The sequence below is a fragment of the Pseudomonas sp. MSSRFD41 genome (genome assembly GCF_014230245.1).
Classification (GTDB): domain Bacteria; phylum Pseudomonadota; class Gammaproteobacteria; order Pseudomonadales; family Pseudomonadaceae; genus Aquipseudomonas; species Aquipseudomonas piscis.
In genome coordinates this window covers 120,121-134,164 of the sequence record NZ_JACKZK010000011.1, presented here as the reverse complement: position 1 = coordinate 134,164, position 14,044 = coordinate 120,121, and the positions used below count along the sequence as shown (strand labels likewise).

The window sequence follows — 14,044 nt, the reverse complement described above, 5'->3', positions numbered from 1 at the left end:
GGCTCGCCATCGGCCGATCATGATTTGCCTGTTGCTGCATACCACTACGCCAATGGCGCGGTGGCTAAATCACAAGAATAAAAAAGATCCGAGGTGTTGCATGTCCGATTCATCCGAACAGTGCGTCCCCGATGCGCCAGCCATTCAGCGCTTGCCTTTCCTGCAACTGATCCTGGTCGGCTTGCAGCACGTCCTGCTGATGTATGGCGGCGCAATCGCGGTACCGCTGATCATCGGGCAGGCCGCAGGCCTGAGTCGTGAAGAAATCGCCTTCCTGATCAACGCCGACCTGCTGGTGGCCGGCATCGCCACCATCGTCCAGTCCTTCGGTATCGGCCCCATGGGCATTCGCATGCCGGTGATGATGGGCGCCAGTTTCGCCGCCGTGGGCAGTATGGTGGCCATGGCCGGCATGCCCGGCATCGGCCTGCCGGGTATCTTCGGCGCCACCATCGCCGCCGGGTTCTTCGGCATGCTGATCGCGCCCTTCATGTCCAAGGTGGTGCGTTTCTTCCCGCCCCTGGTCACCGGCACGGTGATCACCTCGATCGGCTTGTCGCTGTTCCCCGTGGCGGTGAACTGGGCTGGTGGCGGCGGGACCTCGGCACAATTCGGCTCCCCCATCTACCTCATCGTCGCCGGGTTGGTGCTGGGCACCATCCTGCTGATCCACCGCTTCATGCGTGGGTTCTGGGTGAACATTTCCGTGCTGATCGGCATGGGCCTGGGCTACCTGCTATGCGGCTTGATCGGCATGGTCGACCTCAGCGGACTGGCCCAGGCGCCCTGGCTACAGGTGGTGACGCCCCTGCACTTCGGCATGCCGCAATTCAACCTGGCTCCCATTCTCTCCATGTGCCTGGTGGTGGTGATCATCTTCGTCGAGTCCACCGGCATGTTCCTGGCCCTGGGCAAGATCACCGGCCAGGAAGTCACGCCGCGCATGCTGCGCCGTGGCCTGTTGTGTGATGCCGGGGCCTCGTTCTTCGCCGGCTTGCTCAATACCTTCACCCATTCCTCGTTCGCCCAGAACATCGGCCTGGTACAGATGACCGGGGTTCGCTGCCGTTCCGTGACCATGGTCGCCGGCGGCTTGCTGATCGTCCTCAGCCTGCTGCCCAAGGCGGCCTTCCTGGTGGCGTCGATTCCCCCGGCGGTCCTGGGTGGCGCGGCCATCGCCATGTTCGGCATGGTGGCGGCCACCGGGATCAAGATCCTCCAGGAGGCCGACATCGCCGACCGGCGCAACCAATTGCTGGTGGCGGTGAGCATCGGCATGGGCCTGATCCCGGTGGTACGCCCGGAGTTCTTCGCCCACCTGCCGCTGTGGATGAGCCCCATCACCCACAGCGGCATCGCCATGGCCACCTTGAGCGCCCTGCTGCTGAACCTGCTGTTCAACATCCTTGGCGGTGCCGAACGAGCCACCGACAGCCACCGGCAAGTGCACCAGCATTGAACGACCCGGGCGCCAGGTTGGCGCCCGAGCATGCCCTGAACCGATATCGCAGCCACGGCCCACCCTGGGCCCAGCGCTGCCTGCACCGCTGCGCCTTGATAACAATAACAACCAGGGAGCACCACCATGCAGACTGCCCGCAGTTACCCAGTGGCCCCAATTCCCCGGGCGCCACGCAGCCAGGCCGCTAGCGGCCATGGCCCTGCCATTCCCCATCGTTGCGAGCCGGTGGCCAGACCTGGCGCCCGGCCTGCCCCAGCGTGGCTGCAAGTACAGCGCCGCGCTGTACTTGAGCGCCGCCGTGGGAGCCAGTATTCTCCGCGGCCGCGCAACTCCGAGGTAAAAAAAAGCCCGGACGAAAAACCTGACCTGAAAGCCAATTTATCCCGACCCAGGCAGACATCAAGGCGCAGGAATCAATGCACAAGAACCCTTTCCCGGCTGTATCGCTACAGCCGGGCGGCGGTTCTTTCGCTTTTTTTCGGCCTTGCCACAGCAGCCGTTAAAAACGGCCGAGCTGAGCGATCGGACAGCGTTCGAAGCAAAGAAAAAAGGCGCCAGACCAGAGCGCCAGACCAAAAAACATTGAAACACCTACTTTGGGAGCAACCGAATGAAACCTGTGAGCGCACGCCTGATGCTGGCCGCCGGCCTGCTGGCCGGAAGCCAGGCCATGGCCGGGGACCTGCTGCAATGGCAGAACAACAGCCTGACCTACCTGTACGGCAAGGACTTCAAGATCAACCCGCAGATCCAGCAGACCGTGACCTTCGAGCACGCCGACGCCTGGAAGTACGGGGACAACTTCTTCTTCCTCGACCGCATCTTCTATAACGGCAAGAAAGACGGCAACGTCGGCCCGAACACCTACTATGGCGAGTTCACCCCGCGCCTTTCGTTCGGCAAGATCTTCGACCAGAAGCTGGAATTCGGCCCGATCAAGGATGTGCTCCTGGCCTTCACCTATGAATTCGGCGAAGGCGACAACGAGTCCTACCTGGTCGGCCCCGGTTTCGACCTGACGGTGCCGGGCTTCGACTACTTCCAGCTCAACTTCTACCAGCGCCACACCGAAGGCAGCCGCCCGGGCGACAACGTCTGGCAGATCACCCCGGTGTGGTCCTACACCATTCCCGTGGGCCACTCGGACATCCTGATCGACGGCTACATGGACTGGGTCGTGGACAACGACCGTAATTCCAAGGGCACCTATCACGCCAACCTGCACTTCAATCCACAGGTCAAGTACGACCTGGGCAAGGCATTGAACTGGGGCGCCAAGCAGCTGTACGTCGGTTTCGAATACGACTACTGGAAGAACAAGTACGGCGTCCAGGACTCTCGCGCCTTCGAGACCAACCAGGACACCGCCAGCCTGCTGGTCAAGTACCACTTCTAAGCGGCATCCCGGGTGCTGCCTTCGATGGCTGGAGGCAGCACGCTAAATATCGACCAATTCGATAAAACCAGCGCACATTTCGCAACCATCGATCGATGAGACAGGCATACCATCCCGCTCATTCCACTTATCGACCAGGAGTTGCTCCATGACCCAACTGCGCAAGGTACTCAGCGTCCATAGCGGCCAGCCCGCATCCGACGGTGCCGGAGTGAAACTGACCCGGGTCTTCGGTGGCCAGGGCGTCGAACGCTTCGATCCGTTCCTGATGCTCGACGAATTCGGCTCACAGAACCCCGACGACTACATCGCCGGCTTCCCGCCCCACCCGCACCGTGGCTTCGAGACCGTGACCTACATGCTCGAAGGCCGCATGCGCCATGAAGACCACCTGGGCAACGTCGGCCTGCTGCAGAGCGGCGGCGTGCAATGGATGACTGCCGCCAAGGGCATCATCCACAGCGAGATGCCGGAACAGGAACAAGGCGTGATGCGCGGCTTCCAGCTGTGGCTGAACCTCCCGGGCCGACACAAGCTCGATCCGGCCGCCTATCGCGATATCCAGCCCCAGGACCTCCCGCGGTTGACCACGGTTGGTGGAGTCGAGGCGGTGGTGATCGCCGGGCGCTTCGACGATGGTCACAGCCAGCTGGCCGGAGCGGTGGAACGCCCCCATACCGAACCGCATTACTTCGACCTGCACCTGCCGGCCGGAGCCTCGGTCAGTCCACGACTGCCGGCGGGACACCGAGTGTTGCTGTACGTCTATGAAGGGTCGATCGAGTGGCCGGAGCACCCGCAGAGCGTCGCCAGCAGCCGACTGGTACGCCTGTCCGACGAAGGTGAACTGCGCCTGGACAGCCGCGCGGGCGCCCGGGTGCTGCTGATCGCCGGCAAGCCCCTGGGAGAACCGGTGGTGCAGTACGGCCCTTTCGTGATGAATAGCCGGGAGCAGATCGAGCAGGCCTTGCGGGATTTTCGCGATGACCGCCTGACCGACTGAGGATGAGACGCCAGCGGTTTCAGGCCGGAGCCACTGCTTTGCGCAAACCGAGGAAACGCGCCAGTTCCCCGGCCTTGGCCAGGGCGTCGCTGCGACCCAGTTCGATCAGCTCGCTGCAATAGGCCGCCTCGAACAGCAGGTAGCTCAACACCCCGGCCCCACTGGTACGGGTCGCCCCGGGCCCACGCAGGAACAGGCGCAAGGCCGCCGGCAAGTCCTGGCGGTGACGCGCGGCGATCTCGTCGATCGGCTGGCTGGGAGCGATCACCAGCACTTCCACCGGGGCGATGCCCAGGCCACGTTCGCCGGCGCCGCCGGGCAACAACCGCGTGAAGTGATTGAGTCGCTCGAGCAGTTCGATGTCGCTTTCCAGGCTGTCGATGAAGGTGCTGTTGAGCATGTGGCCGCCGATCTGGGCCAGGGTCGGCTCCTGGCCGGTATAGGTGCGTTGCATGAGGCTCTGCGGGTCGTTGCCCCGTGGGTTGCCACTGACCCCGACCACCAGCACGCGGCTGGCCCCCAGGTGCAAGGCTGGGCTGATGGGCGCCGACTGGCGCACCGCACCGTCGCCGAAGTACTCCTGCTCCAGCTTCACCGGGGCGAACAGCAGTGGAATGGCCGAACTGGCCAGCAGGTGATCCACCGTCAAGCGCGTGGGAAGACCGATCCGTCGATGCCGCAGCCAGGGATCTATCACTCCGCCGCCCTGGTAGAAGGTCACCGCCTGGCCGGACTCGTAGCCAAAAGCCGTGACCGCCACCGCGTGCAGTTGCCCCAGGGCGATGGCTTCGTCGATACCCGAAAGCTGCATGTGCTGGTCGAGCAGATCGCGCAGCGGCGAACTGTTGATCAACGCCACCGGCACCTGGGCGCCCAGGCCCAGCAGGCTGTGGCCAACGAAGCGGCTGGCCTGGCGAATCACTCCCGGCCAATCGCTGCGCATCACCTGGTGACTGCGGAAGTTGCCCCAGAACGTTGTCAGGCGCTCGATCGCCGCCGAGAAATTACTGGCGCCACTGGCCAGGCTGACCGCATTGATAGCGCCGGCGGAAGTGCCGACGATCACCGGGAACGGATTACGCGCCCCGGGGCCCAGCAATTCGGCGATCGCCGACAACACCCCCACCTGGTAGGCCGCACGGGCCCCACCGCCGGAAAGAATCAAACCTGTGACCGGTTGCACCGCACTCATCAATCCACTCCATCCATGACGCCTGGGGGCACTAGTCAATGCCGGGGAGTCAACCGCGTTTCGGGTAAAGCCGGGGCTCGCCTGGCGGACGGCTCTTGAAACGCCGGTGGGCCCACAGGTATTGCTCGGGGCAGGCACGCAACGCGCTTTCTACCCACTGGTTGATCCGCAGGCAATCCGCTTCTTCGCTGGCGCCGGGGAAGTCCGTCATCGGCGGATGGATCACCAGCCGATAACCGCTGCCATCGGCCAGGCGCTCCTGGGTGAACGGTACCACCAGCGCCTTGCCCAGGCGGGCGAACTTGGTGGTGGCGGTGACCGTGGCGGCCTGGATGCCGAACAGCGGCACGAACAGGCTCTGCTTGGCGCCGTAGTCTTGATCCGGCGCGTACCAGATGGCGCGACCGGAGCGCAGCAACTTGAGCATGCCACGTACGTCCTCGCGTTCCACCGCCAGGGAGTCGAGGTTGTGTCGCTCACGGCCACGGCGCTGGATGAAGTCGAACAGCGGGTTCTTGTGCTCGCGGTACATGCCATCGATGGTGTGCTGCTGGCCCAGCAGGGCCGCACCGATTTCCAGGGTGGTGAAGTGCAGGGCCATGAGGATCACCCCCTGCCCTTCGCGCTGGGCTTGCCTCAAGTGCTCCAGCCCCTCGACATGGGCCAGGCGGGCCAGGCGCGGCTTGGACCACCACCAGCTCATGGCCATCTCGAAGAAGGCGATGCCGGTGGACGCGAAGTTCTCCTTGAGCAGGCGCTTGCGCTCCTGGACGGACTTTTCCGGGAAGCACAGCTCCAGGTTGCGCTGGGCGATCCGCCGGCGCTCACCGGCGACCCGGTACATCAGGGCCCCCAGGGCACGACCGATCAGCAGTAATAAAGGATAGGGCAGCTGGACGACCAGCCATAACACCCCGAGACCCAGCCACAGCGGCCAAAAGCGAGGATGAAGGAATGCAGCTCGAAAACGCGGGCGATCCATTACAGATTCCGGACAGACAACAAGGTCGCGCATTCTACAACGGTTCGACCTGGCTTGCGGCCCGCGGGCGTTCTCGTTATAAGTCTCGGCACTTTTAGTGACAAGCCGCCCCCTGCAGACCATGAGCCAAACCGAATTGCTAGACCAAGATCCTGTCTTCCAGTTAAAGGGCAGCATGCTCGCCATCACGGTGCTGGAGCTGGCCCGCAACGACCTGGAAGGTCTCGATCGCCAGCTGGCCGCCAAGGTCGCCCAGGCCCCGAACTTCTTCAGCAACGCCCCACTGGTACTGGCCCTGGACAAGCTGCCGGCCGCCGAGGGCTCGGTGGACCTGCCCGGGCTGATGCGCGTCTGCCGTCATCACGGCCTGCGGACCCTGGCCATCCGCGCCAGCCGCATCGAGGATATCGCCGCGGCGATCGCCGTGGACCTGCCGGTGCTGCCGCCTTCCGGAGCCCGGGAACGGCCACTGGAGCCGCCGGAAAGCGAAGCGCGCAAGGCGCCGGAAAAGCCCCCTGAACCCACGGTCAAGCCGACCCGCATCATCACCTCGCCAGTACGTGGTGGCCAGCAGATCTACGCCCAGGGCGGCGACCTGGTGGTGGTGTCCTCGGTCAGCCCCGGCGCGGAACTTCTCGCCGATGGCAATATCCATGTATACGGCCCGATGCGTGGCCGGGCCCTGGCCGGAGTCAAGGGCGACACCAAGGCACGGATTTTCTGCCAGCAACTGAGCGCCGAACTGATCTCCATCGCCGGCCAGTACAAGGTCTCCGAGGACCTGCGGCGCGACCCCCTGTGGGGCTCTGGAGTCCAGGTCAGCCTGTCGGGTGACGTGTTGAACATCATCCGTCTTTAACGGATACTGCCGCATTTTCCAAGCATCTCTAAAACGTAGCGAATACGGCTCAAACGAAGTGGGAAATTGGCAATAAGCAGCGTTTATCGAAGATAAACCCTGCCACTGACCGAGCTCCAGCCAAGGCTGTCCGACTGCAGTAGTTTTCAAGAGATGTTTTTCAGGGACCCAAAGTCCTTTTTCCTTAGGGGTGAAACACCTTGGCCAAGATTCTCGTTGTTACATCCGGCAAGGGTGGTGTGGGTAAAACCACCACCAGCGCCGCTATCGGTACCGGCCTCGCTCTGCGTGGCCACAAGACTGTCATCGTCGACTTCGACGTCGGCCTGCGTAACCTCGACCTGATCATGGGCTGCGAGCGTCGCGTGGTGTATGACTTCGTCAACGTGGTGAATGGCGAAGCCAACCTGCAACAAGCCCTGATCAAAGACAAGCGCCTGGAAAACCTCTACGTGCTGGCCGCCAGCCAGACCCGCGACAAGGATGCCCTGACCCAGGAAGGCGTGGAAAAAGTCCTGATGGAGCTCAAGGAATCCTTCGACTTCGTGGTCTGCGACTCCCCGGCCGGCATCGAGAAAGGCGCCCACCTGGCCATGTACTTCGCCGACGAGGCGATCGTCGTGACCAACCCGGAAGTCTCCTCGGTCCGTGACTCCGACCGCATGCTGGGCCTGCTGGCCAGCAAGTCGCGCCGCGCGGAAAAAGGCGAGGAGCCGATCCAGGAACACCTGCTGATCACCCGCTACCACCCCGAGCGCGTAGAGAAAGGCGAAATGCTCGGCGTCGAAGACGTCAAGGAAATCCTCGCCGTCCGCCTGCTGGGCGTGATCCCGGAATCCCAGGCGGTGCTCAAGGCCTCCAACCAGGGTATCCCTGTCATCCTCGACGACCAGAGCGATGCCGGCCAAGCCTACAGCGATACTGTCGATCGCTTGCTGGGCAAGGAAAAAGAACACCGGTTCCTGAATGTCGAGAAGAAGGGATTCTTCGAGCGCCTGTTTGGAGGTAGATAATGAATCTTTTCGACTTCTTTCGTGCCAGCAAAAAGGTCAGCACCGCGTCGGTAGCGAAAGAGCGTCTACAGATCATCGTGGCGCATGAACGCGGCCAGCGCAGCACCCCCGATTACTTGCCCGCCTTGCAGAAGGAACTGGTGGAAGTGATCCGCAAGTACGTCAATATCGGGTCCGAGGATGTGCAGGTCGCCCTGGAAAACCAGGGTAGCTGCTCGATCCTCGAACTCAACATCACCCTGCCTGATCGCTGATCGACCGGGCGGAAACCACGGCGGCTCGCGGGCCTCATGCATGCATGGGGTCGGCGAGCCGCCGTTGGCGTTTGTTACGAGACTGTTTTGATGCCGTTGTCCAATATCCACATCCTGTACCAGGATGCCGCCATTCTGGTGGTGAACAAACCGACCCTGCTGCTTTCGGTGCCCGGTCGCGCCGACGACAACAAGGACTGCCTGATCACCCGCCTGCAGGAAAACGGCTATCCCGAAGCCCGCATCGTCCACCGCCTGGACTGGGAAACCTCAGGGATCATTCTGCTGGCCCGGGACCCGGACACCCATCGCGAGCTGTCCCGGCAGTTTCATGATCGCGAGACTGAGAAAGCCTATACCGCCCTGTGCTGGGGCCAGCCGGAACTGGACAGTGGCAGCATCGACTTGCCCCTGCGCTATGACCCGCCGACCAAGCCGCGGCACGTGGTGGACCATGAACAGGGCAAGCACGCCCTGACCTTCTGGCGCGTGCAGGAACGCTGCGGCGACTGGTGCCGGGTCGAGTTGACCCCTATCACCGGCCGCTCCCACCAGTTGCGAGTGCATATGTTGTCGATCGGCCACCCATTGCTGGGCGACGGTCTCTACGCCCATCCCCAGGCCCTGGCCGCCTGGCCGCGCCTGTGCCTGCATGCCAGCATGCTCGCCTTCACCCACCCCCAGACCGGCGAGCGCCTGCGCTTCGAATGCCCAGCCCCGTTCTGACGACAGCCGATTCTCCAGCGCCTATCCAGTAGTAAGGACACTCGAAACGATGACGCCCCCTGTATTACCGTCTTCCCACAACCCTGTGAAAACACCGCAACAACTGCTCTATCTGGTCTACGGCAACAATCCGATCTACCGGCGCGAAGTCAAGTTCAGCATCCTCACCGCTCTCAGTCACTTGAGGAGCAGCGAATCGTTGTGCATCAGGATCATGACCGACCGGCCAGAGGACTATGCCGGCTGGCCCGTGGAGACTGTCGCCCTGGATGAGCAGACCCTGCTGCAATGGCAGGGCCAGAACGGCTACCACCACCGGCGCAAGGCCTGCGCCATCGCCAGTGGCTTGCAACTTGCCGAAAAGACCCTGTTCGTCGATACCGACACCCTGTTCCTGAAGAGCCCGCATCTGCTGTTCAAGCAGATCAGCCCTGAGCGTTACCTGATGGACTGCTTCGAATATCACTGGCGAGACGTCAGCAAGCGCCCGGCCTACCACAAGCTCGGCCAGTGCCTGAAACCCCATGGCATCGAGCCTGACAGCGACTTCCGGCTCTACAACAGTGGACTGTGCGGCCTTACCGACAGCGATCTGCCGATGCTGGAACGGGCCATCGAACTGATCGACGAGTGGACCCGCGAGCCTTTCGAGATCCATACCATCGAACAAGTCGCCCTGTCATTCAGCATGCGCGGCAAGCCAGTACAGGAAGCCAGGAAACACGTCTATCACTTCTTCGCGGCAAAACGCTTTTTCCATCCCATGCAGGCGTATTTCTTTGCCTTGCACGGCGAAGACTATCGCTGCGAACTGATCAAGCTGTGCCAGGAAATGCCCCGCAGCAAACCCCTGCCTCCCCTATGGCAACGACTGCGGATCAAGTGGCGGTTGCGCAAACTCAAAGGGGGACAGAAAAAGATCGGTCGCGATGTGCTCTACGGCAGTTCGCTGCCCGATACGCCGTATCATTCGGCGTGCCGGCATGCCTGGTGGGAATGTGCATCCCGTGAAATCGGCCGCTGTGACGAACAGCAACAGCAGGCCATGCTGGCCCTCGGCGACAGCACCTGGCCGGAGCACCTGCCAATGCCTGATCGCCAGGAAGACCACCAGGCTATCCTCGGCTACCTGCGTCAATCCATCGCCTGAGGCACCCACCACCCACTCACAGGATGGGCAAGCCGCACATGCTCTTGCCCATAGCCCTTGCCCAATACGTTAAACTCGCGCCACTGCTGTCTGGAGCTACTTATGCGCGAAGAGCTGAACCAAGGCCTGATCGACTTCCTCAAGGCCTCCCCTACCCCTTTCCATGCCACTGCCAGCCTGGTTCAACGCCTGGAGGCAGCAGGCTACCAGCGCCTGGACGAGCGCGAGCCGTGGACCACCGAGGCCAATGGCCGCTACTACGTCACGCGCAATGATTCCTCCATCGTCGCCATCAAGCTGGGTCGGCACTCCCCTCTGCACGGCGGCATCCGCATGGTCGGCGCCCATACCGACAGCCCGTGCCTGCGGGTCAAGCCGCAGCCGGAACTGCAGCGCCAGGGCTTCTGGCAGTTGGGCGTGGAAGTCTACGGTGGCGCATTGCTGGCCCCCTGGTTCGACCGCGACCTGTCCCTGGCCGGCCGGGTGACCTTCCGCCGCGATGGCAAGGTGGAAAGCCAGTTGATCGACTTCAAGGCGCCGATCGCGATCATTCCCAACCTGGCCATCCACCTCAACCGTGAAGCCAACCAGGGTTGGGCCATCAACGCGCAGAACGAACTGCCACCGATCCTCGCCCAGTTCGCCGGCGACGAGCGTGTGGATTTCCGTGCCGTGCTGACCGACCAGCTGGCCCGTGAACACGGCCTGAACGCCGACGTGGTGCTGGACTACGAACTGAGCTTCTACGATACCCAGGGCGCGGCGGTGATCGGCCTGCACGAGGACTTCATCGCCGGCGCGCGCCTGGACAACCTGCTGTCCTGCTACGCCGGCCTGCAGGCCCTGCTCAATGCCGACAGCGAGGAAACCTGCGTGTTGGTGTGCAACGACCATGAGGAAGTCGGCTCCTGCTCGGCCTGCGGCGCCGACGGCCCGATGCTCGAGCAGACCCTGCGCCGCTTGCTGCCCGAGGGCGACGAGTTCGTGCGTACCATCCAGAAGTCGCTGCTGGTCTCCGCCGACAACGCCCACGGCGTCCACCCCAACTACGCCGACAAGCACGACGCCAACCATGGCCCCAAGCTCAATGCCGGCCCGGTGATCAAGGTCAATAGCAACCAACGCTACGCCACCAACAGCGAAACCGCCGGTTTCTTCCGTCACCTGTGCATGGCCGAAGAGGTGCCGGTGCAGAGTTTCGTGGTGCGCAGCGACATGGGCTGCGGCTCGACCATCGGCCCGATCACCGCCAGCCACCTGGGCGTGCGCACCGTCGATATCGGCCTGCCGACCTTCGCCATGCACTCGATCCGCGAGCTGTGCGGCAGCCACGACCTGGCCCACCTGGTCAAGGTGCTGAGCGCCTTCTACGCCAGCCAAGAGCTGCCGTAAACCGCCAACCACTGCTGGCGCGGGCACTTGCGCCTGCGCCAGCACGGCCCCGGGACCGGCGACAGATCGCCGGTCGCTGATGCACATCACTACGAATCGCGACAAAACGACCTAAACTTATAAGCATTCCTTCTGAGGAGGTCATTGCCATGATTTCGATGTCTTCATTCCATGCCATGCTCGTGCCGATCCTCACTGGCATGATCATGCTGGCCATCGGCTTCAACTTCCGCGACAAGAACCTCGGCGTGCTCAGCATGTGGATCGGCATGCTGCTGATCCTCGGCACCGTGGTCTACAAGATCCTGGCCAAGCTCGCGGAATAAAAGCGGCGCTCGCCCTCGCATTGGATTTGGCGGCCTCGTACACTCGGTCGATACCGTAAACGTCCGAGGTTGACCGCCCAGTGTTCGCTCGTCTGTTCGCCCTGCCCTGCTATGTGCTCGTCTGCCTGCTGACCCTCCTGCCCCTCAACAGCGCCCAGGCCGTCGGCCTGCCTGGCCTGCTGGGCAACCAGGCCAAGCCCCAGCCGCAAGCCGAGGAGCCCCTGGGACAGTCCCTGGACCAAGTGATCAAGTCCCTGGAGAACGACCAGCAACGGACCCAGCTGCTGGCGGACCTCAAGCGCCTGCGCGACACCACGAAAAAGGCCCAGCCCACCCCCGAGGAAGGCGTGCTCGGGCTGATCGGCGGCACCTTGTCGACCCTGGAGAAGCAGTTTTCCGGCGCCGACAGCCCGGTGACCCGCTGGACCGACGAATTCGAGCTGGCCAAGCAGGAACTAGCGGCCCTGGTACTGCCGGCCAGCCAATGGCTACCGATCATCTTCGCCTTCGCCCTGATCCTCATGGTCTGGAGCCTTTTGGCGGCGGCGCTGATCTGGCTCAGCCATCGCGTGCGCCTGCGCTTCGGCCTTACCGAGGACCTGCCCCAGCATCCCAAGACCTGGGACCTGTTGCGCTTCGCCTTGCGCAAGCTCGGCCCCTGGATGATCGCCCTGTTGATCACCGTATATATGAGCTACTCCCTGCCCTCGTCCCTGGGCAAGGACCTGGCCATGGTCCTGGCCTATGCCCTGGTGGTCGGCACCTGTTTCTCGGCGATCTGCGTGGTGGCGTTCTCGGTGCTCGACGGCCCCCACCGCCATCGCGCCCTGTACATCCTGCGGCGCCAGGCGTTTCGGCCACTGTGGTGGATCGGCAGCTTCGCCGCCTTCGGCGAGGCCTTGAGCGATCCGCGCATGGTGGCCAGCCTCGGCCAGCACCTGGCCCATACCGCCGCGACCTTCGCCAATGTCATGGCCGCCCTGTCCACCGGGGTATTCATCCTGCGCTTCAGGCGACCCATCGCCCATCTGATCCGCAACCAGCCCCTGGCCCGCCGCCTGACCCGCCGGGCCTTGAGCGACACCATCGAGATCATCGGCACCTTCTGGTACCTGCCGGCCATGGTGCTGGTAGGCATCTCGCTGTTCGCCACCTTCGTCTCCGCCGGCGACACGAGTACCGCCCTGCGTCAATCGCTGCTATGCACCGTGCTGCTGGTGCTGTGCATGGTGATCAATGGCCTGGTGCGCCGCCATGCCCTGCGCCCCCACCGCGGGCACAAGCGCCATGCGCTGTATTCCGAGCGACTCAAGGGTTTCTTCTACACCCTGGCCCACCTGGCCGTGTGGCTGGCCTTCATCGAACTGGGCCTGCGGGTCTGGGGCATGTCGCTGATCCGCTTCACCGAAGGCGACGGCCATGAAGTCAGCGTCAAGCTGTTCGGTCTCGGCGGTACCCTGATCTGTGCCTGGCTGATCTGGATCCTCAGCGACACCGCCGTGCACCACGCGCTGACCCGCTCACGCAAGGGCCTGGCCAATGCCCGCGCCCAGACCATGATGCCGTTGATCCGCAACGTGCTGTTCGTGGCGATCTTCATCATCGCCACCATCGTCGCCCTGGCCAACATGGGCATGAACGTCACGCCGCTGCTGGCCGGTGCCGGTGTGATCGGCCTGGCCATCGGCTTCGGCGCCCAATCGCTGGTGGCGGACCTGATCACCGGCCTGTTCATCATCATCGAGGACTCCCTGGCTATCGACGACTACGTGGATGTCGGCGGCCACCTGGGCACCGTCGAGGGCCTGACCATCCGTACCGTGCGCCTGCGGGACATCGACGGCATCGTCCACACCATCCCGTTCAGCGAGATCAAGAGCATCAAGAACTACTCCCGGGAGTTCGGCTACGCCATCTTCCGCGTGGCGATCCCCTACAACATGGAGATCGACGACGCGATCAAGCTGATGCGCGATGTCGGCCAGAAGATGCGCACCGACCCGCTGCAGCGGCGCAATATCTGGTCGCCCCTGGAGATCCAGGGGGTGGAGAGCTTCGAGTCCGGCAGCGCCATCCTCCGCGCCCGTTTCAAGACCGCGCCGATCAAGCAGTGGGAAGTGTCCCGGGCCTTCAACCTGTCGCTCAAGCGCCACCTCGACGAGGCCGGGCTGGACCTGGCGACCCCGCGTATGAGCATCCAGGTAGTGACCGCCGGGGGCGGCTCCCAGGCCGAGGCGTAAGGCGAGCGGCCACGCCTGGATACGGATACGGCCGCGCGCTCCATGGCGG

General features: G+C 63.4%; 13 protein-coding genes. 11 read left to right on the top strand and 2 right to left on the bottom strand.

From position 1 onward, the window contains the following. Positions 1 to 100 precede the first annotated feature (100 nt). From H7A76_RS18195 to H7A76_RS18185, 3 genes are all read left to right on the top strand, one after another. Positions 101 to 1,459, top strand: coding sequence for a nucleobase:cation symporter-2 family protein (locus H7A76_RS18195; RefSeq protein ID WP_185699768.1), 1,359 nt, complete (start codon positions 101 to 103; stop codon positions 1,457 to 1,459). A 613-nt stretch (positions 1,460 to 2,072) separates the two neighbouring features. Next, the gene (locus H7A76_RS18190) at positions 2,073 to 2,858 is read left to right on the top strand and encodes an outer membrane protein OmpK (protein WP_185699767.1); all 786 of its coding nucleotides are present in this window, start codon (positions 2,073 to 2,075) and stop codon (positions 2,856 to 2,858) included. Between the two features lie 148 nt (positions 2,859 to 3,006). Next, a complete protein-coding gene (locus H7A76_RS18185) occupies positions 3,007 to 3,861 on the top strand; it encodes a pirin family protein (RefSeq protein WP_185699766.1) in 855 nt (284 codons plus the stop codon). 19 nt (positions 3,862 to 3,880) lie between these two features. Here the strand turns inward: H7A76_RS18185 and H7A76_RS18180 are convergent, their stop codons facing one another. Together H7A76_RS18180 and H7A76_RS18175 are read right to left on the bottom strand one after the other, a co-directional pair. After that, positions 3,881 to 5,053, bottom strand: coding sequence for a patatin-like phospholipase family protein (locus H7A76_RS18180; RefSeq protein ID WP_185699765.1), 1,173 nt, complete (start codon positions 5,051 to 5,053; stop codon positions 3,881 to 3,883). Between the two features lie 49 nt (positions 5,054 to 5,102). Continuing rightward, the gene (locus H7A76_RS18175; RefSeq protein ID WP_185699764.1) at positions 5,103 to 6,035 is read right to left on the bottom strand and encodes a lipid A biosynthesis lauroyl acyltransferase; all 933 of its coding nucleotides are present in this window, start codon (positions 6,033 to 6,035) and stop codon (positions 5,103 to 5,105) included. A 121-nt stretch (positions 6,036 to 6,156) separates the two neighbouring features. Here H7A76_RS18175 and minC point away from each other — a divergent pair, with 121 nt between their 5' ends. From minC to H7A76_RS18135, 8 genes are all read left to right on the top strand, one after another. Continuing rightward, positions 6,157 to 6,894, top strand: coding sequence for a septum site-determining protein MinC (minC, locus tag H7A76_RS18170; RefSeq protein ID WP_185699763.1), 738 nt, complete (start codon positions 6,157 to 6,159; stop codon positions 6,892 to 6,894). 200 nt (positions 6,895 to 7,094) lie between these two features. Then, on the top strand, positions 7,095 to 7,907 hold the full coding sequence (gene minD, locus H7A76_RS18165) for a septum site-determining protein MinD (protein ID WP_031320287.1): 813 nt from the start codon (positions 7,095 to 7,097) through the stop codon (positions 7,905 to 7,907). Further along, on the top strand, positions 7,907 to 8,161 hold the full coding sequence (gene minE / locus H7A76_RS18160) for a cell division topological specificity factor MinE (protein ID WP_185699762.1): 255 nt from the start codon (positions 7,907 to 7,909) through the stop codon (positions 8,159 to 8,161). Before minD ends, minE begins: the two co-directional genes overlap by 1 nt. Positions 8,162 to 8,251: 90 nt before the next feature. Then, a complete protein-coding gene (locus tag H7A76_RS18155) occupies positions 8,252 to 8,887 on the top strand; it encodes an RluA family pseudouridine synthase (RefSeq protein ID WP_185699761.1) in 636 nt (211 codons plus the stop codon). Between the two features lie 49 nt (positions 8,888 to 8,936). Continuing rightward, complete coding sequence (locus H7A76_RS18150) at positions 8,937 to 10,037, top strand: hypothetical protein (protein WP_185699760.1); 1,101 nt, start codon at positions 8,937 to 8,939, stop codon at positions 10,035 to 10,037. Between the two features lie 102 nt (positions 10,038 to 10,139). Continuing rightward, positions 10,140 to 11,429, top strand: a complete 1,290-nt coding sequence (locus H7A76_RS18145) for a M18 family aminopeptidase (protein WP_185699759.1) — start codon at positions 10,140 to 10,142, stop codon at positions 11,427 to 11,429. Between the two features lie 149 nt (positions 11,430 to 11,578). Then, positions 11,579 to 11,755, top strand: coding sequence for a hypothetical protein (locus H7A76_RS18140; RefSeq protein WP_185699758.1), 177 nt, complete (start codon positions 11,579 to 11,581; stop codon positions 11,753 to 11,755). 80 nt (positions 11,756 to 11,835) lie between these two features. Further along, positions 11,836 to 13,995, top strand: a complete 2,160-nt coding sequence (locus H7A76_RS18135; protein WP_185699757.1) for a mechanosensitive ion channel family protein — start codon at positions 11,836 to 11,838, stop codon at positions 13,993 to 13,995. The last annotated feature ends 49 nt before the right edge of the window (positions 13,996 to 14,044 follow it).